This is a genomic window from Streptomyces sp. HSS9-12, assembly GCF_054963655.1.
Genome location: NZ_JBUEGC010000020.1, coordinates 58010 through 76166 on the forward strand (window position 1 = coordinate 58010; position 18157 = coordinate 76166).

General features: G+C 69.8%; 15 protein-coding genes. 8 read left to right on the plus strand and 7 right to left on the minus strand.

Annotated elements, in window-relative coordinates:
• The first annotated feature begins 2 nt into the window (after positions 1-2).
• A complete protein-coding gene (locus ACY34J_RS13255; RefSeq protein ID WP_462726613.1) occupies positions 3-632 on the plus strand; it encodes an OmpA family protein in 630 nt (209 codons plus the stop codon).
• 239 nt (positions 633-871) lie between these two features.
• Here ACY34J_RS13255 and ACY34J_RS13260 read toward each other — a convergent pair whose 3' ends face one another.
• Entirely contained in the window at positions 872-1177 is a 306-nt protein-coding gene (locus tag ACY34J_RS13260) for a DUF192 domain-containing protein (RefSeq protein WP_462726673.1), read from the minus strand.
• Positions 1178-1440: 263 nt separating this feature from the next.
• Between ACY34J_RS13260 and ACY34J_RS13265 the strand changes: the two genes are divergently transcribed.
• Complete coding sequence (locus tag ACY34J_RS13265) at positions 1441-2334, plus strand: prepilin peptidase (RefSeq protein ID WP_462726612.1); 894 nt, start codon at positions 1441-1443, stop codon at positions 2332-2334.
• 174 nt (positions 2335-2508) lie between these two features.
• Here ACY34J_RS13265 and mgrA read toward each other — a convergent pair whose 3' ends face one another.
• Complete coding sequence (gene mgrA / locus ACY34J_RS13270) at positions 2509-3546, minus strand: L-glyceraldehyde 3-phosphate reductase (RefSeq protein WP_462726611.1); 1038 nt, start codon at positions 3544-3546, stop codon at positions 2509-2511.
• A gap of 112 nt (positions 3547-3658) precedes the next feature.
• Here mgrA and ACY34J_RS13275 point away from each other — a divergent pair, with 112 nt between their 5' ends.
• From ACY34J_RS13275 to ACY34J_RS13290, 4 genes are all read left to right on the plus strand, one after another.
• Positions 3659-4456 (plus strand): isoprenyl transferase, encoded by a 798-nt coding sequence (locus tag ACY34J_RS13275; RefSeq protein WP_462761959.1) that lies wholly within the window; start codon positions 3659-3661, stop codon positions 4454-4456.
• A 482-nt stretch (positions 4457-4938) separates the two neighbouring features.
• Positions 4939-6282 carry a PhoH family protein gene (locus ACY34J_RS13280; RefSeq protein WP_462726609.1) on the plus strand — a complete coding sequence of 448 codons (1344 nt, stop codon included), beginning with the start codon at positions 4939-4941 and terminating at the stop codon, positions 6280-6282.
• Between the two features lie 437 nt (positions 6283-6719).
• Positions 6720-7418 (plus strand): aggregation-promoting factor C-terminal-like domain-containing protein, encoded by a 699-nt coding sequence (locus ACY34J_RS13285; RefSeq protein ID WP_462726608.1) that lies wholly within the window; start codon positions 6720-6722, stop codon positions 7416-7418.
• A 123-nt stretch (positions 7419-7541) separates the two neighbouring features.
• Positions 7542-9023, plus strand: coding sequence for an AI-2E family transporter (locus ACY34J_RS13290; protein WP_462726607.1), 1482 nt, complete (start codon positions 7542-7544; stop codon positions 9021-9023).
• A gap of 91 nt (positions 9024-9114) precedes the next feature.
• On the opposite strand, the gene ACY34J_RS13295 is transcribed toward ACY34J_RS13290, so the two are convergent.
• Complete coding sequence (locus ACY34J_RS13295; RefSeq protein ID WP_462726606.1) at positions 9115-9648, minus strand: alkyl hydroperoxide reductase; 534 nt, start codon at positions 9646-9648, stop codon at positions 9115-9117.
• A gap of 22 nt (positions 9649-9670) precedes the next feature.
• The gene (locus ACY34J_RS13300) at positions 9671-10225 is read right to left on the minus strand and encodes a peroxiredoxin (protein WP_462726605.1); all 555 of its coding nucleotides are present in this window, start codon (positions 10223-10225) and stop codon (positions 9671-9673) included.
• Between the two features lie 132 nt (positions 10226-10357).
• On the opposite strand from ACY34J_RS13300, the gene ACY34J_RS13305 reads away from it, so the two are divergent.
• A complete protein-coding gene (locus ACY34J_RS13305; RefSeq protein ID WP_462726604.1) occupies positions 10358-11347 on the plus strand; it encodes a LysR substrate-binding domain-containing protein in 990 nt (329 codons plus the stop codon).
• 90 nt (positions 11348-11437) lie between these two features.
• Here ACY34J_RS13305 and ACY34J_RS13310 read toward each other — a convergent pair whose 3' ends face one another.
• Positions 11438-11962: a PadR family transcriptional regulator gene (locus tag ACY34J_RS13310; RefSeq protein WP_462726603.1), complete on the minus strand. Its 525-nt coding sequence runs from the start codon at positions 11960-11962 to the stop codon at positions 11438-11440.
• Positions 11963-12154: 192 nt separating this feature from the next.
• Between ACY34J_RS13310 and ACY34J_RS13315 the strand changes: the two genes are divergently transcribed.
• Positions 12155-14377 (plus strand): transglycosylase domain-containing protein, encoded by a 2223-nt coding sequence (locus ACY34J_RS13315; protein WP_462726602.1) that lies wholly within the window; start codon positions 12155-12157, stop codon positions 14375-14377.
• A gap of 18 nt (positions 14378-14395) precedes the next feature.
• Here the strand turns inward: ACY34J_RS13315 and ACY34J_RS13320 are convergent, their stop codons facing one another.
• Together ACY34J_RS13320 and ACY34J_RS13325 are read right to left on the minus strand one after the other, a co-directional pair.
• Positions 14396-16498, minus strand: coding sequence for an ATP-binding SpoIIE family protein phosphatase (locus ACY34J_RS13320; RefSeq protein WP_462726601.1), 2103 nt, complete (start codon positions 16496-16498; stop codon positions 14396-14398).
• Between the two features lie 166 nt (positions 16499-16664).
• Complete coding sequence (locus ACY34J_RS13325) at positions 16665-18128, minus strand: catalase (protein WP_462726600.1); 1464 nt, start codon at positions 18126-18128, stop codon at positions 16665-16667.
• Between the last annotated feature and the right edge of the window lie 29 nt (positions 18129-18157).

Sequence of the window (18157 nt, forward strand, 5' to 3'; positions counted from 1 at the left end):
CCATGACCACCCACCCATCCGCGCGTACGGCTGCAGTCGCCGTCGCCCTGTGCGCCGCGACAGCCCTGAACCTGCCGCTCGCCCCCGCCGCGCTCGCCGACGATCCGCCCGGAATCGCGGAGTCCGCTACCGCGCCCATCAAGATCGACGCCGAAGACCCCGACCTGAAGATGGTCGACGGCGCGACCCTGGCACCGGCGAAGGTGCTGAACATCAAGTCCATCGTCGAGACGGACAGCGGTGACGAGCGCCGCGAGGACACCAATGCCAACGTGACCTTCGCGCTGCAAGCGGAAGTGCTCTTCGGCAAGGACAGTGCGAAGCTCGGCGACGAGGCGCACGCGCGGGTCAAGGCGATCGTCGAGGAGATCCGGAAACAGAACGCACACCGCGTGCGGGTCTTCGGCTTCACGGACAACCTGGGGTCCGCCGCCCATGGCAATGTGCTGTCCAAGAAGCGCGCGATCGCGGTCCAGCAGCAGCTGGCGGACGAGCTGGGCTCCGGTATCACGTACGAGGTACGCGGCTACGGCGAGCAGTACCCGATCGCCGACAACGCGACCGAACAGGGCCGCAAGAAGAACCGCCGTGTGGAGGTCTCCTTCCCCCGCGAGGACACGGCCGGAGGCTGACGCCGGCTTCCCGAAACTGGGGCTCCGCCCCAGACAACCTGGTGCCGGACCACGCCGTCGGCCGGGTCACCTTCGAGGAGTAGCCGGCAGAGCCGCCGCTGCGGACGGCATCCCGCAGGTTTGTCGCTCGCTCACCTCCGGGCGCTTGGGCCCCCTGCCGACCCGCTTCGGCACTGCGCTCCGCTTCGCTGCGCTTGGCCTCATCGCTTTCGACACGGGCGCGCCCTTCGGCTCGCTCGCTAGCCGATCTCGACGCGCGACCCCACCCGCAGTCCCCAGCGCTCCATCGCCCCCGCCGCCGTCTCCAGCACATGCCGGGACCGCAGGCGCGGCAGGCCCAGGCGGCCGGGTCGCATGGTGCGTACGGCGATGACCTCGAGGTCGCGGGTCAGATAGGCGACGTCGATGGCGAAGCGCATACGGAAGGTGTGCACGCTCCCGGCGGGGGTGAGGAGGATCGCACCGTCGATGCCATCGCGGCCCAGCAGGCCGCGGGTGCGGGCCCGGTAGGACGCGGCGATCTCCAGCGGGATCTCCAGCGGGATCGCCGGACCCGCGTCTCCCGGCTCCGCGACTCCTGACCCCGCGACTCCTGACCCCGCGTCTCCCTGCCCCGCGACTCCCGGCCCCGCGACTCCTGACCCCGCGACTCCTGACCCCGCGTCTCCCGGCCCCGCGTCTCCCGGCCCGGCGACACGGAGCGTCGCCCTTCCGTCCTGCCAGCGACCCATGCGGTTCTCCCTCGGTCGTCCTGGCAGAGCGTTCTACCAGACGGACGGACAACCCGCCGGGCCCGTAGGGTCGTTGCGTGGATCCGTTGCTGATCGTCCTCGCCGCAGGATACGGCGGCCTCGCCGGGCTGCTCGTCCCGCGGGCCGCCTACCGGCTGACCGTCCCGCCTGGCCGGCCGTGGCGGGACGGCTGCCCGGCCGGGCACCCACTCACCGGTCCGGTTCACGGCTGGCTCGGGCCGGCGCGCTGCGCCGCCTGCACGCCCGGGGTGCCCACCGGACCACCGCCGGCGCCCCAGGGCGCCTCCGCAGCGGCCGCGGACGCCGGTGCGGTCACGGCTGCCACCGAGACGGCCGGCGTCGACGGCGCCTGGTACGACGCCGGGCAATGGCCCGTACGCGCCACCGGCTGGTACGGACCCGGCAGCGCGGCCACCGCAGCCGGCACCGCACTCCTCGGTGCGGCGCTGTCCATGGCGGTCGGGGCGCGGCCCGAGCTGGCGGTCTGGTTGCTGCTCACGCCCTTCCTGCTCGTCCTCGCGCTCGTGGACCGGGCGGTACGCCGGCTGCCCGATGTACTCACCCTCGCCCTGCCGGGCGCGGCCGCCGCGCTCCTCGGCGCGGCCACGCTGCTGCCCGGCCACGCGGGCTCCTGGCCGGGGGCGCTGCTCGGCGGGCTCGCGCTCGCGGGCGCGTACGGCGTGCTGTTTCTGATCCATCCCAGCGGCATGGGCTTCGGCGACGTCAAGCTGGCGCTCACCCTCGGGGTCGCCCTCGGGTGGTACGGATGGCCAGTGCTCTTCGCGGGCGCCTTCGCCGGATTCCTGCTCGGCGCGCTGTACGGGGGCGGACTGCTCCTGATGCGGCGGGCGGGCCGCAAGACGGCCCTGCCCTTCGGCCCCTTCATGATGGCCGGGGCGTTCCTGGGGCTGCTGCTCGGCGGCCTCGGCGCCGGGGCGGCCGGTCTGTGAGCGGAAGCCCCGGCGCCTGCGGTGCGGCCCGCCGTCAGCGCGCCGCGCGCCGTCACCCTCGCTGATGCACTCAGCACCCGCCGCAAGGGGCTATGGTGGAATCCCCCCCTCGGGCCGGTCCGTATCCCCCCCACGGACCGGCCCGCTTTATGTGCCCGGGGCTCGGCGCGGGGCTCAGCCCCGGTTGGCCCAGATGTTCACGCCCTCGGTGCTCACGGCAAAGCCCTCGATCTCCTTCAGCTCCTCCTCCGTCACCGGCGGGGCGTCGAGCGCGGCGACGTTCGCCTTCAGCTGCCGGACGCTGGACGCGCCGATCAGCGCCGAGGTCATGCGCTCGTCCCGCAGCACCCAGCGCAGCGCCAGCTGGGCCAGTGACTGGCCGCGCCGCTGTGCGATCTCGTTCAGCCCGCGCAGCCGCCGTACGACGTCGTCGGTGAGGAGCGCGGGGTCGAGGGACTTGCCCTGCGAGGCCCGGGAGCCCTCGGGAACGCCGTTGAGGTACTTGTCGGTCAGCAGACCCTGGGCCAGCGGGGCGAACGCGATGCAGCCCATGCCCTCCGCCTCGAGGGTGTCCAGCAACCGGTCGTCCTCGGTCCAGCGGTTGATCATCGAATACGAGGGCTGGTGGATGAGCGGCCGGATGCCCATCTCGCGCAGGATACGGGCCGCCTCGCGGGTCTGCTCGGCGGTGTAGGAGGAGACACCGACGTACAGCGCCTTGCCCTGCTGGACGGCGGACGCGAGCGCGCCCATCGTCTCCTCCAGCGGGGTGTCCGGGTCGAAGCGGTGCGAGTAGAAGATGTCGACGTAGTCGAGGCCCATCCGCTTCAGCGAGGCGTCGAGCGAGGACAGCAGATACTTGCGCGAGCCCCACTCGCCGTACGGGCCGGGGTGCATGAGGTATCCGGCCTTGGTGGATATGACCAGTTCGTCACGATAGGGGCGGAAATCCTGGGCGAATATCTTGCCAAAGTTGAGCTCGGCGGAGCCCGGCGGTGGGCCGTAGTTGTTCGCCAGGTCGAAATGGGTGACACCCAGGTCGAAGGCGCTGCGCAGGATGGCGCGCTGGGAGGCCAGGGCGCGGTCGTCGCCGAAGTTGTGCCACAGCCCCAGGGAGATGGCCGGCAATTTCAGGCCACTGCGGCCCGTACGCCGGTATTCCATGGTGTCGTAGCGGTCATCGGCGGCGCGGTAAGGGGATACGTTTGTCACAGCTTCTTCCCTATCACGCGCCCCGGGGTCCCTCGGTTGGTCCCACCCGGCGACTGAGCAGTAGGGTTGGCGCTCCGGGGGCCGTCACGCACAGAGGGGTTTGGGAAGACCGATGTCGCGAATTCTCGAAGGACGCTCCCCGTACCCCCGGTGGCTGCGCGAGATGGTGTACAGGCTGTACGCCCGCCGGGTGGAGGGGCGCCTGGACCACGCCCAGGTCCCCAAGCACATCGGTGTGATCCTTGACGGCAACCGGCGCTGGGCGCGGGCCGCCGGCGGAAGCCCCGAGCAGGGCCACCAGGCCGGGGCCGAGAAGATCCAGGAGCTGCTCGGCTGGTGCGCCGAGACGGACGTCGAGGTGGTCACGCTGTGGCTGCTGTCGACGGACAACCTGAACCGGCCCGAGTCCGAGCTGGTCCCGCTGCTCGGCATCATCGAGGACGCGGTCCGCGACCTCGCGGCGGACGGCCGCTGGCGGGTGCACCACGTGGGGAACATGGACCTGCTGCCATCCTGTACGCAGTCGGTGCTGAAGGAGGCCGAGCAGGCCACGGTCGGCGTCGACGGGGTGCTCGTCAACGTGGCCGTCGGCTACGGCGGACGGCAGGAAATCGCGGATGCGGTGCGGTCACTGCTGCTGGAGCACGCGGGGCGGGGCACGTCGATCGAGGAACTGGCGGAGATCCTGGATGTGGAACACATCGCCGAGCACCTGTACACACGGGGGCAGCCCGACCCGGACCTGGTGATCCGTACCAGCGGGGAGCAGCGGCTGTCCGGGTTCATGCTCTGGCAGAGCGCGCACTCCGAGTACTACTTCTGCGAAGTGTTCTGGCCGGCGTTCCGGAAGGTGGACTTCCTGCGCGCGTTGCGGGACTACGCGGCGCGTCACCGCCGCTACGGCGGCTGAGCCCCCTCCCTCTCTCTCCCTGAGGCGACTCCGCGCCAGTTGTGTACCCTCCTGTTCACCCATTCGGCGGTATGCCCGCGTCACCCTGAATCAGGGTGATATATCCGGTTCCAGGCGATAGGGATGCTTCGCCGTGCAGGCGCCTCAGATCCCTGTTTTTCGGGCGGACTTTGGCAGAGCGAGAGCGCGACGTTGCGCAGCTCGTAGCGCATTGTTCACATACGCGCCGTCATATGCCATGGCATGGGCGCCCACGTTCGAGGGAATACCCCATGCAAGTCGACGCCCGGCCCACGGGCGTCCGGCAGCAGCGGGCGGCATGGGGCCGTCCGCCCGGGAGGCCCTTTGCACACGGACGACCGTACGGACCGTGCGGACGGCGCGGAGGGCCGGTGCACGGCCCGCGCATGGTGGCCCGAGCCCGGCCCATTCCCCGGCGACGCCGTCGCACCCCGACCTCATCCGAGGGGGTTCGTCCACCCGTGGTGACCAGCACCAAGCGCCGCGCACTCTCGCCCGACCGGCGCACTTATGTCATCGACACCAGCGTTCTGCTGGCCGACCCGTCGGCCATGGCCCGCTTCGACGAGCACGAGGTCGTGCTCCCCGTCGTCGTGGTCACGGAGTTGGAGGCCAAGCGGCACCATCCGGAGCTCGGCTACTTCGCCCGCCAGGCACTGCGCATGCTGGACGAGTACCGCGTGAAGTACGGCCGGCTCGACGCGCCGATCCCGATCGGGGAGCTGGGCGGCACGCTCAGGGTCGAGCTCAACCACTCCGACCCCGGGGTGCTCCCCGCCGCGTTCTTGAACCAGCGCGGCCGCGTGGACGACAACGACTCGCGGATCCTGGCCGTGGCCCGGAACCTCCAGGCCGAGGGGTACGACGTCACCGTCGTCTCCAAGGACCTGCCGCTGCGCATCAAGGCATCGTCCGTGGGCCTGCTCGCCGAGGAGTACCGCGCCGAACTCGCCATCACCGACTCCGGTTGGACCGGAATGTCGGAGTTGACCGTCACGGCGGAAGAGGTCGACGAGCTGTTCGCGGCCGAGAGCGTGTATGTACCCGAGGCGGCCGAGCTGCCCGTACACACCGGCCTGGTGCTGCAGTCCGAGCGCGGCAAGGCGCTCGGCCGGGTCACCGCGGACGGCAGGATCCGGCTGGTGCGCGGCGACCGGGAGGCATTCGGCATCCACGGCCGCAGCGCCGAGCAGCGGATCGGGCTCGACCTGCTCCTCGACCCGGAGGTCGGAATAGTCTCGCTGGGAGGCCGGGCCGGCACGGGCAAGTCGGCGCTCGCGCTGTGCGCCGGCCTGGAGGCCGTGCTGGAGCGCCGCCAGCATCAGAAGGTGATGGTCTTCCGGCCGCTGTACGCGGTGGGCGGGCAGGAGTTGGGCTATCTGCCGGGCACCGAGGCCGAGAAGATGAGCCCGTGGGCGCAGGCGGTGTTCGACACGCTGTCCGCCGTGACGAGCCGCGAGGTGATCGAGGAGGTCGTCAGCCGCGGCATGCTCGAGGTGCTGCCGCTCACCCACATCCGCGGCCGTTCGCTGCACGACTCCTTCGTCATCGTGGACGAGGCGCAGTCACTGGAGCGCAATGTCCTGCTGACGGTGCTGTCCAGGATCGGCGCCAACTCGCGCGTGGTGCTCACCCATGATGTGGCGCAGCGGGACAACCTGCGGGTCGGCCGATACGACGGAGTGGTCGCGGTCGTCGAGAAGTTGAAGGGGCACCCGCTGTTCGCGCATGTCACCCTCACGCGCTCGGAGCGGTCGCCTATTGCCGCCTTGGTGACCGAAATGCTCGAAGAGGGCCATATTTAGGGCTGTTGGACCACCTCAGGCCGCGCGGCGAAGCCATGGAGCTTAGCCGCGCGGCTGTGTGCTTCGCCTCGTTTTCCAGAAAACCCCTGGCGTAAACGGGGTGTGAGCTTTGCCACTCAACGAGGAATTGCTTCAGCACGTCCGTTTCCGGCAGGGTGTGGTTTCTGTCAGGCCCCGCGTACGGCACACCAGCAACCCCAGCGTTGCTGCACCACACAACTCAACAAGCGTTCGCCGTACGCCGCCCGAGTGCCTGGGGGCACCTCCCAGCGGTAGCTGGGGGAGGGACTCCTGGGGAGTTCGCACCGGGCCAGTGTCCCCCGTGGCCAGTCGGTCCCAACCCGTACCTCAGGGACCGGAACAAGGGGGGATCAGCGTCAGGGGCACGATTGCGTCCGTGAGGTCACCTAAGCGGACGATGCTGGAAGGAAAACCGTGTGAGCCGGATCTCGGTCCGGGGATTTGCCGTGGCATCCGCCACCGCAGTCACCACCGTCGGTGCAGTCGTCGGTGTCGCCTCGGGTAGCACGCCCGGCACGGCCCAAGCGGCCGAGCCCACCGCTGCCGATGCGACGCTGCTCGCAGACATATCCGCCGGGAACCAGACCCAGGCGCAGACCGCGTCGCTGACGCAGCAGGCGGACGCCCAGTCCTCCGCGGCGGACGCGGCAGCGAAGAAGGCTGCTGAGGAAGCGGCCCGCAAGCAGGCGGCGGAGGCCGCGGCAGCCAAGAAGGCAGCCGCGGAGAAGGCCGCGGCGGAGAAGCTCGCCAAGGAGCGCGAGGCTGCCAGGGCGAAGGCGGCCCGCTCGGCGGACCGCAGCAGCTTCCCCGTCCAGGCCTCGTACACCGTTGCCCAGGTGCAGTCCATGGCGCGGCAGATGGTCGCGGCCGACCAGTTCCAGTGCTTCAGCAACATCGTGGACCACGAAAGCAGCTGGAACTACAAGGCGGTCAACGCCTCCTCGGGCGCGTACGGGCTGTTCCAGGCGCTGCCGGGGTCCAAGATGTCCTCTGTGGGCTCGGACTGGCAGACCAACCCGGCCACACAGATCAAGTGGGGTCTGAACTACATGAACGAGCGCTACGGCAGCCCCTGTGAAGCGTGGGCCTTCTGGCAGGCCAACAACTGGTACTAGCCCTTACGGCGTACCGGACAGGCAACTCGCGCGAGCCCCTGACCTCAACCGGTCGGGGGCTTCGTCGCGTCCCCGGTAACGTTCAGCACGACAACAGCGGGGGACGGGGGCGGAGGAAGAGAGATGTCCAGATTGCCGCAATGGGTGGGCAGCCTGGGGACGAGCCTGACCAAGCTCGCCGCCCGGCTCGATGAGCGCCGGGCAGCGGCCGCTGCTTCGGATCCGCTCCCGGGTGAGGACTGGGACGCCACACAGACCAGGGGCGTCGAGGCGCCGGCTCCGGAGGTGGCTGTTGTCGGCGCCGGCGCCGCTCGGGACACCGGCGGCACCGGGGCAGCCGTCGGCGCCGCGGCCGGCCACGCGGCGGAAGCCGCACCTGGCCACGCGGGGGAAGCCGGACCTGGCCATGCGGGGACAGGCGTGGACCATGTGCCCGCGCCGCCCGCCTACCCTCCGGCCGTCGCCGCCCGGCCCGACCCCGTCTCCGCCGTTCCCTGGGGGGTACGGGTCGCCGCCGAAGCCGGCTGGCGGCTGCTGGTCCTCGCCGGCACGCTGTGGGTGCTGATGCGGGCCATCAGCACCATAAGACTGGTGGTGCTGGCCTTTGTGGCCGCGCTGCTCATCACCGCGCTGCTGCAGCCCACGGTCGCCCGGCTGCGGCAGGCCGGCCTGCCGCGGGGGCTGGCCACGGCCGTCACCTTCATCACCGGCTTCGTCGTCATGGGGCTGGTGGGCTGGTTTGTGGCCTGGCAGGTGATGGAGAACATCGACAATCTGTCCGAACGGGTCCAGGACGGCATCGACGAGCTGCAGCGGTGGCTGCTGCGGAGCCCCTTCCATGTGACCGAGGCTCAGATCAACGAGATAGCGAAGAGCCTGCGGGAGGCCATCGGGTCCAACACCGAGGAGATCACCTCGGCCGGGCTCGAGGGCGTCACCGTCGTCATCGAGGTGCTGTCGGGCATCCTGCTCGCGATGTTCAGCACGCTGTTCCTGCTCTACGACGGGCGCCGGATCTGGAACTGGGTGCTGAAGCTGGTCCCGAGCGCCGCCCGCGAGGGTGTCGCGGGCGCCGGCCCGCGCGCCTGGCGCACGCTCACCGGCTATGTGCGGGGCACGGTGCTGGTGGCGCTGATCGACGCGATCTTCATCGGGCTGGGGCTGTGGATCCTCAAGGTGCCGATGGCGATGCCGCTGGCCGTCTTCATCTTTCTCTTCGCCTTCATCCCGCTGGTGGGCGCGGTGGTTTCCGGTGCGCTGGCGGTCATCGTCTCGCTGGTGACGCAGGGCATGTTCACCGCGCTGATGGTCCTGGTGGTGGTCCTGGCGGTGCAGCAGATCGAGGGGCACGTCCTGCAGCCCTTCATCCTGGGCCGCGCGGTGCGGGTGCATCCGCTGGCCGTGGTGCTGTCGGTCGCGTGCGGATCGCTGGTCGCGGGGATCGGGGGCGCGGTGGTGGCGGTGCCGTTGGTGGCTGTGACGAACACGGTGGTCGGCTATCTGCGGGTATACGCGCAGGAGCAGGCCGTGCGGGGGACCCCGGTGCCACCGCGGGAGGAATCCGTACCGGCAGCGGCGGCTCCACCGCCGAAAGGTTCCGCCTGAACCAGCAGCGCTTCGCACTGGGAAGTGCGCCGAGAGAACGGCCGGGTTTACGCGGTGTTCCGCGTAAACCCGGCCGTCAGGCAGGGAGAGTTCAGCCGGCCAGCGCAGCCTCGGCGTCCAGCGTGGTGGCCACTGCCTGGATCACGGACGCGATCTTCACGGCCTCCTGGATCGTCTCTCGCTCCACGCCGGCCGTGCGCAGCACCTGCTCGTGCGAGTCGAGGCACATGCCGCAGCCGTTGATCGCGGAGACCGCGAGCGACCAGAGCTCGAAGTCGGCCTTCTCCACGCCCGGGTTGCCGATGACGTTCATCCGCAGACCGGCGCGCAGGTTGCCGTACTCCGGGTCCGACAGCAGATGCCGGGTCCGGTAGAACACGTTGTTCATCGCCATGATGGCGGCGGCCGCCTTGGCGGCGGTGTACGCCTCCGGGGCCAGGTTGGCCTTGGCCTCCGGCTCCAGCTCCCGCAGCACGCGCGGCGAGCGCGAGGCGATCGCGCAGGCCAGCACGGTGCCCCACAGCTGCTGCCGCGGCAGGTCGGAGTTGCCGATGACCGACCCGAGGTTCAGCTTCAGGTCCTTGGCGTAGTCCGGAAGAGCGGACTTCAGCTCGTCGAGGGCCATGTCAGATCACCCGCCTTGGGAATCACTCGCCGGCGAGGAGCTTGACCGGGTCCAGGGTCTCCTCGCCCTTGTTCCAGTTGCAGGGGCACAGCTCGTCGGTCTGCAGAGCGTCGAGGACCCGCAGGACCTCCTTGGGGTTACGGCCGACGGAACCGGCGGTCACCATGACGAACTGGATCTCGTTGTTCGGGTCCACGATGAACACCGCGCGCTGGGCGAAGCCGTCCTCGCCCTCCACACCGCAGGCGCGCATCAGCTCGTGCTTGGGGTCGGCGAGCATCGGGAAGGGCAGGTCACGCAGGTCGGCGTGGTCCTTGCGCCAGGCGTGGTGGACGAACTCGGAGTCGCCGGAGACACCGAGGATCTGGGCGTCACGGTCGGCGAACTCGTCGTTCAGCTTGCCGAAGGCCGCGATCTCGGTCGGGCACACGAAGGTGAAGTCCTTGGGCCAGAAGAAGACGACCTTCCACATGCCCTCGTAGGTCTTGTGGTTGATCTGTGCGAAGGCCTTGTCCGCGTCGAGGTCGACACAGGCGGTGAGGTCGTACTGGGGGAACTTGTCACCGACAGTGAGCACACGTTCTCCTTGTTGCGGTGGAATATCCCTTTTGGGGCACTCCTGAGGGGTTGGACATGCCCCACAGTGCCACAGCCGGTATTGATCGCGGAAATCGGTAGACTTGTTGATGTTGATCGGAGGTGCTTATCAGTGGCGACGAATGGAAGCGCGGGAAGCGCGGCGAACGCGAGGCGGGGCCCCGGGCGGGGCGCGGGGCGGCAGCCCAGCGTCGCTCAGCTGCGAGCGTTCGTCGCCGTCGCCGAGCATCTGCACTTCCGTGACGCCGCGGCCGCCATCGGCATGAGCCAGCCCGCGCTGTCCGGGGCCGTCTCCGCCCTGGAGGAGGTGCTCGGCGTGCAGCTCCTCGAGCGTACGACGCGCAAGGTGCTGCTCTCGCCCGCCGGGGAGCGGCTCGCGGCCCGGGCCCGTACGGTCCTGGAGGCGGTCGGCGAGCTGATGGAGGAGGCGGAGGCGGCGCGAGCGCCCTTCACCGGGGTGCTGCGGCTCGGGGTGATCCCGACCGTGGCGCCGTATCTGCTGCCGACGGTGCTGCGGCTGGTCCACGAGCGGTACCCGGATCTCGACCTCCAGGTGTACGAGGAGCAGACCGCCTCGCTGCTGGACGGGCTTTCCCACGGACGGCTGGACCTGCTGCTGCTCGCGGTGCCGCTGGGCGCGCAGGGCGTGACCGAACTCCCGCTGTTCGATGAGGACTTCGTCCTTCTCGCTCCCCGCGACCACTGGCTGGGCGGGCGCGCCGACATTCCGCGCGAGGCGCTGCGCGAGCTGGATCTGCTGCTGCTGGACGAGGGCCACTGCCTGCGCGACCAGGCCCTGGACATCTGCCGTGAGGCCGGCCGGCCCGAGGGGGCCCCGGTCACCACGAGCGCGGCCGGGCTGTCCACGCTGGTGCAGCTGGTGGCCGGCGGGCTCGGGGTGACGCTGCTGCCGCGTACGGCGCTGCGGGTGGAGACCGATCGCAACGACCAGCTCTCGACCGGGTACTTCGCCGACCCGGCGCCATCGCGGCGGATCGCGCTGGCGATGCGGACGGGGGCCGCGCGGCAGGAGGAGTTCGAGGAGTTCGCGCGGGCCCTGCGCGAGGCGCTGAGGACCTTGCCGGTGCGGCCGGCGTCCTAGTGCCGCGTCATCCAGCTGTCCGCCTCCTCCAGCCGCAGCGCCGCGAGCCGCCGGTCCCGGCGCTCACAGCGGAGAGCAGGGCGGTGGTGGTCACTGGTGGACCTCCCTGGCGAGCTGGTCCAGGCGGGCGGCGGTCAGCTCCAGCCACCGCAGGTCGGCTTCCAGATGGAACAGGGCGTGGTCGCAGATGAGCTGGTCGGCGAGGTCGCCGGAGGCCTTGCGGCGGGTCAGCTCGCGCATGAGCCGGAGGTGTTCGGCGCGCTGGGCGTCGAGGAGGCCGGCGGCGCCGCGGCCGGTGAGCAGTGCGAGGACGACCTTGGTGTACAGGGTGCTCTGGAGATATGGCTCGGGCTTCTCGGGCTGGGCGAGCCACTGTTCGAGATCGGTGACACCGGCCTCCGTGATGGCGTACCTCTTGCGCTCGGGACCGCCCCCGGGCTCGGTGCCTTCGATCTCCACGAGTCCGTTCTTCAGCAGGCGGGACATGGTCGCGTAGACCTGCCCGTAGTGCAGGGGACGGTCGTGACCGAAGCGCTCGTCGAAGGCGCGCTTGAGGTCGTAACCGTGGCGGGGGCCGGACTCCAGGAGTCCGAGCAAGGTGTGGCCGATGGACATGGGCGCGACAATACACAGTGTGTATACGCCAGGTGTATAGATGCCCGGAAGGTGGTTTCGTCCACCTGGTTGACCCGACGGGACGTGCTGATTGTCACGTCCGAAAGAGGTGTGATGAACGGTCTTATCGCGACAGAGACGGTGTTAGTTTTCTTGCGTTTCTGGGGGCGGAATGGACTGGAGTGACAGAAGATGGGCAGAGCGGACGCGAGGAGGGCGCGGCGGCGGGGTGGGCGCCGCGCCAAGCCGAAGAGCGGCGGCATACGCCGGTTCTTCACCTGGCGGAGGGTGCTCGGCGGCTTCCTCGGGGCCACTCTCCTCGGCATCGGCACCTTCATCGGGCTGTATCTGCTCGTCCCCATCCCCAGCGACGCCAATGCCCTGGCCAAGGCACAGAGCAACGTCTACACCTACAGCGACGGCACCCTCCTCGCGCGTACGGGCAAGCTCAACCGCGAGTCCGTGGCCCTGGCCAAGGTGCCCAAGGTGGTGCAGCACACCTTCGTCGCCGCGGAGAACAAGACCTTCTACGACGACTCCGGCGTCGATGTGAAGGGCATCGCCCGAGGTCTGTTCAACACCCTCACCGGCGGGCGCGCGCAGGGCGGCTCCACCATCACCCAGCAGTTCGTGAAGAACTACTACCTCAGCCAGGAACGCAGCGTCACCCGTAAGGCGAAAGAGCTGATCATCTCCCTCAAAGTCGACCAGCAGATGACCAAGAGCGAGATCCTCCAGGGCTACCTCAACACCAACTACTACGGCCGCGGTGCGCACGGCATCCAGGCCGCGGCCCGCGCGTACTACGACGTGGACGCCCAGGATCTGACCGTCCAGCAGGGCGCCTATCTGGCCGCGCTGGTGCAGGCACCGAGCCAGTACGACTGGGCGGTCGCCTCGCCCACCTCGCGCCGGCTCGTCCTCCGGCGCTGGAACTACGTGCTGGACAACATGGTCGGCATGCACTGGCTGGACGCCGGCAAGCGCGCGGCCATGACGTTCCCCAAGCCGATCGCCCCCAAGCCCGCCCCCGGCATGGACGGCCAGATCGGCTATTTCGTCGAGGCCGCCAAGGACGAGCTGCGCGCCTCCGGCATCAGTGACCAGGAACTCGAGGCCGGCGGCTGGAACATCACCCTCGGCATCGACCGCAAGAAGCAGAAGGCGCTGGAGAAGGCCGTCGATACCGAGCTGATGGCCGACCTCGACCCCAAGAAGCGCAAGGTCGACGCCAACGTCCAGGTCGGAGCCGTCTCGGTGGACCCCAAAACCGGCCGGATCGTCGCGCTGTACGGCGGCGAGGACTACGTCAAGCACTTCTTCAGCAACGCCACCCGCCGCGACTACCAGGCCGCCTCGACCTTCAAGCCGCTCGTCTTCGCGGCGGCGCTCGAGAACAGTTCCAAGACCCAGGACGGCGTACCGATCACCGCGGACACCGTCTACGACGGCACCAGCCGCCGCCCGGTCCGCGGCAGCACGACCCCCTTCGCCCCGCCCAACGAGGACAACCGCAGCTACGGCCCCATCACCGTCCAGAAGGCGATGAGCAACTCGGTCAACTCCGTCTTCGCGCAGATGGGCGTGGACGTCGGCCTGCAGGACGTCAAGCGCACCGCGGTGGGCATGGGCATGTACGAGAAGGCCGGCGGCTTCGTCGTACGGCCCTCCATGTCGCTCGGCGTGATGGGCGCCAGCCCGCGCGACATGGCCGGTGTCTACGCCACCTTGGACAACCACGGCAAGAAGGTCACCCCGCGGCTGGTGAGGTCCGTCGAGCGCGGCGATGAGCAGGTCGAGCTGCCGGACCCGATCGGCGACGAGGTGATCAGCCGCAACACGGCCGACGCCGTCACCTCCGTGCTCACCGGCGTGGTGGACGACGGTACGGGCGCGGCGGCCCAGTCGGCGGGCCTGGAGATCGCGGGCAAGACGGGCACCTCGGACGACAACAAGTCCGCCTGGTTCACCGGCTACACCCCCGACCTTGTCACCTCCGTCGGCCTGTTCGGCGAGGACACCTCCGGGAAGAGCACGAAGCAGGTGACCCTGAGAGGCGCGGGCGGCGGCGGCCGCGTCAACGGTGGTGACTACCCGGCCGAGATCTGGGCGGCCTACACCCGGGCCGCGCTGAAGGGCAAGGTGCCCGCCGAGTTCGACCTGGAGACCGATCAGGGCGCGGCCGTGGTCCCCACCCCGACGCAGGACCCGAGCACCCCCACCGACACCGCGGATCCGGTTCCGACGCCGACGCCGACCGAGGAGTCACAGTCGCCGGACCCGACGCCCACCACCTCAGCCCCGATACCGACGCCGACGACCTCCACCCCGGTACCCCCGACCAGCGCGCCCCCGCCCACGCCAGGCCCCCCGTTCCCGCCGGAGCAGGACCCGGCCGCCGACAGCCAGCGGTAGCGGGGGCGGGCTCCCGGATCAGGGACGCGTCATCTCGAACCACACCGATTTGCCGCGTCCACTGGGGGAGTTGCCCCATGCGGCGGCGAGGGTGTCCACGATGACGAGCCCGCGGCCGTGCTCCGCCTCGGCCTCGGCCTCCTCGGTAACCGTGATGGGGGCCGGCATGGGGGGCCGGGGGTCGGAGTCGCGTACCTCCACCCGGATCCGGTCCGGGTACTCACGGAGCCTCACATCCACGTCGCTGTCGGCATGGATCAGCGCGTTGGTGACCAGCTCCGTGGACAGCAGCTCCACCTCGTAGGACACCGACTCCCAGCCCCACGGGCGCAGCTTCTCGTGCAGGAACTGCCGTACCTTCTTCACCGCCCGCAGATCGTGCCGCTGGACGGACATCCGGCTCACCCGGCGGTGCGCGCCCGGCCGCGCACCGTCGTAGCGGGCGATCAGCAGGGCGGCGTCATCCTTGCGCTGCTCACCCTCGCCGGTGATGCCGAGCAGCTCGTCGGCCAGGTCCTCCAGCCGCTGGTCATCGGCTTCGGCGAGGACGCGGCACATCTCCTCCGTGCCGGAGATCAGATCCGTGTCGCGGGAGTGCACCAGGCCGTCGGTGTACAGCGCGAGGATCGTTCCGGGCGGGAGCGTTATATCCACCGAGTGATAGACGGTGTCCGGGGCGACCCCGAGCGGTACGCCCACGTCCGGGTCCGGGACGACCACGCTCCGGCCGGGGTGGCGGAGCAGCGGAGCCGGGTGACCGGCGGAGGCGATCTCGGCCGTGCCGTCGGAGCGGTCGAGCCAGATGCAGCTGCAGGTGACGAACAGATCCGTGCCCAGCTCGGCCAGCAGCCGGTTGGTGCGCCCCAGCACAGCGGCGGGACCATGGCCTTCGGCGGCATAGGCGCGCACCACACTGCGGATCTGGCCCATGATCGCTGCCCCCACCGAGCTGTGGCCCTCGACATCGCCGATGACCAGGCCCACGTTCCCGTCGGGCAGCGTGACCACGTCGTACCAGTCGCCGCCAACGTTGAGTCCCGGCGAGGCCGGTACGTAGCGAGCCGCGGTGTCCAGTTCCTCCAGGTGCGGCAGCATGTGCGGCAGCAGCCCCTGCTGCAGTCTGCGCGCCACCGCGTGCTCGGCCTCGAAGGAGCGGGCACGTTCCAGACACTGGGCGAGCAGGCCGGCGATGGTGACCAGGGCTGCCCGTTCCTCGGCGCTGAAGCGGCGCGGGTGGTCGAAGCCCAGCAGCAGGGTGCCCAGCCGACGGCCGCCGGCAGCCAGTGGAAGCACGGCGGAAGCCCGCGTGCCCTCGGTGAGCCGCTCGAGCTGCCCGGCAGGCAGATCTGTGTCGTTCTCCAGGAACACCGGGTCCGGTGGGGGAGGACTCACGCTCGAGCGGGCGATGTCCGCCTTGTATCCGGCATAGCCCAGCAGGCGCGGCCGGGAGTCCTCGACGACGGAGACGACCATGCCTTGAGCCCCGAAGGACGTCATGATCCGCTTGACCACCACATCGATGACGTCCTCCGTACGGACCGTCTGGTTCAGGGCCGAGGCGACTTTCTGAATGTCGTGGAGGAAGGAGACGTTCAACGACTCCAGGGCCTGGTCGTCGGCCGACAGCAGAAACAGCGGAACCGAGGACGGCCGGGCCAGGGCGTGCCGCTGACCCGCGATCTGCAACTGCTCCGCCATGGCGTTCGCCAGTCTGGTGCACTGGCTCTTCTCCTCGGGCAGCAGCTGCCGGGGCCCGAGCGGGGGGACCCAGAGCAGCGTGAAGACCCCTACCGTCCGTCCGTCCGCACGCACCGGGGTCGAGGCAGCGGTGTACGGGAACGGCATGGTCACATCGGCCATGGTGGGGACCGGGACCACTTCCGGGTAGGACGCCACCGTCTGCTCCCCGGTGCGGTACGCGATGGCCGCGGTGTACCTCTCGTTCGTGACGTCGATGTCTTCCAGTGTCGTGAAGAGGGAGACAGGCCGGCCGACCACTGCCGCCGCGACAAGCGTCTGCCCTTCGTCTGCGGGCACGTAGGCGATGCCGGTGCTGGCGCGCATCTCCTGCACTGCATCACGCAGTGCCGCGGCCAGCCGACTGTGATCGTTGTCCCTCATCACGGTGCTCCTGACGCGCGCGGAGGACGACCTGTCGTTTCTGCTGGTCCACCTCAAGGTAACCATGCCCGCGCGCGCTGCGGCGCGACCCGGTCCCGGGCGTTGAGTCCCGGTGCCGGGTCGCACCCTCAGGTGCCACTGCCGCGCCGCGATCCGGAGGGGGCGGTCAGCCGCCGTTGACCTCCTTGGCGACCCGGTCGCCAAGATCGGTGTCGACATTGCGCCAGTACCGCACGGCCCGCTCCAGCACCGGGCGGCTGACGTCCTGACGCAGATGTCCGCTGACGTTGGCGACCAGCCGGTCGCGGGCCGCGTCGTCCAGCACCTCGCGCACCAGCGTGCCCGCCTGGCCCCAGTCGTCGTCCTCGCGGTGCAGCTGGTACGCCTCGCGCACCATCTCGCCCACCGCCGCCCAGCCGGCGGGGGCGCCGTCATGCTGGGGGGCGGCCGCCGGCCCGCCGTAGGAGTTCGGGGCATAGACCGCGCCGACCCGGTTCGGCTCGAACCGCATCGGACCGTCCTTGGCGTAGGAGTGCACCGGGACCTGCGGACGGTTCGGCGGCAGCTGCGCGTAGTTCGGGCCGATCCGGTAGCGGTGGGCGTCCGGGTAGGAGAACAGCCGGCCCAGCAGCATCTTGTCCGGTGCCGGGCCGATGCCCGGCACCAGGCTGGACGGTTCGAACGCGGCCTGCTCGATGTGGACGAAGAAGTCCTCCGGATTCCGGTTGAGCGTCATCCGGCCGACCTCGATCAGCGGGTAGTCGCCGTGCGGCCACACCTTGGTCAGGTCGAACGGGTTGAAGCGGTAGTCCGCCGCGTCCTCGAACGGCATGACCTGGACGTACATCGTCCAGCGCGGCGCGTCCCCGGAGTCGATGGCCTCCCACAGGTCCCGGCGGTGGGCGTCGCCGTCCTGGCCCGCGAGCGCGTCCGCCTCCGCCTGGGTGAGGAACTCGATGCCCTGGTCGGTCTTGATGTGGTACTTGATCCAGAACTTCTCCCCGCCGCCGTTCACCCACATAAAGGTGTGTGAGCCATAGCCGTTCATGTGCCGCCACGTCCGGGGGATGCCGCGGTCGCCCATCAGCCAGGTCACCATATGGGCGGACTCCGGGGAGAGCGTCCAGAAGTCCCACTGCATGTTGTGGTCGCGCATGCCGGTGTCCGGGCGGCGCTTCTGCGAGCGGATGAAGTCCTGGAACTTGATCGGATCACGGACGAAGAAGATCGGGGTGTTGTTGCCGACCAGGTCGTAGTTGCCGTGCTCGGTGTAGAACTTGAGCGCGAAGCCGCGCGGATCGCGCCAGGTGTCCGGGCTGCCCTGCTCGCCCGCGACCGTGGAGAACCGGGCCATCATCTCGGTCCTTTTGCCCGGCTGGAACAGCGCCGCCTTGGTGAACTGGCTGACGTCATTGGTCACCTCGAAGGTGCCGTACGCGCCACCGCCCTTGGCGTGCACGACCCGCTCGGGGACCCGTTCCCGGTTGAACTGGGCCATCTTCTCGATGAGGTAGTGGTCCTGAAGCAGGATCGGGCCGTCCGCGCCGACGGTGAGCGAGTGCTCGTCGCTCTCCACCGGGATCCCGGCGTTGTTCGTGGTGTGCAGCACCTTCTCAGGAGCCTTGGTCATGGGAGTGCTCCCATCGCGTGGGGGTGGGT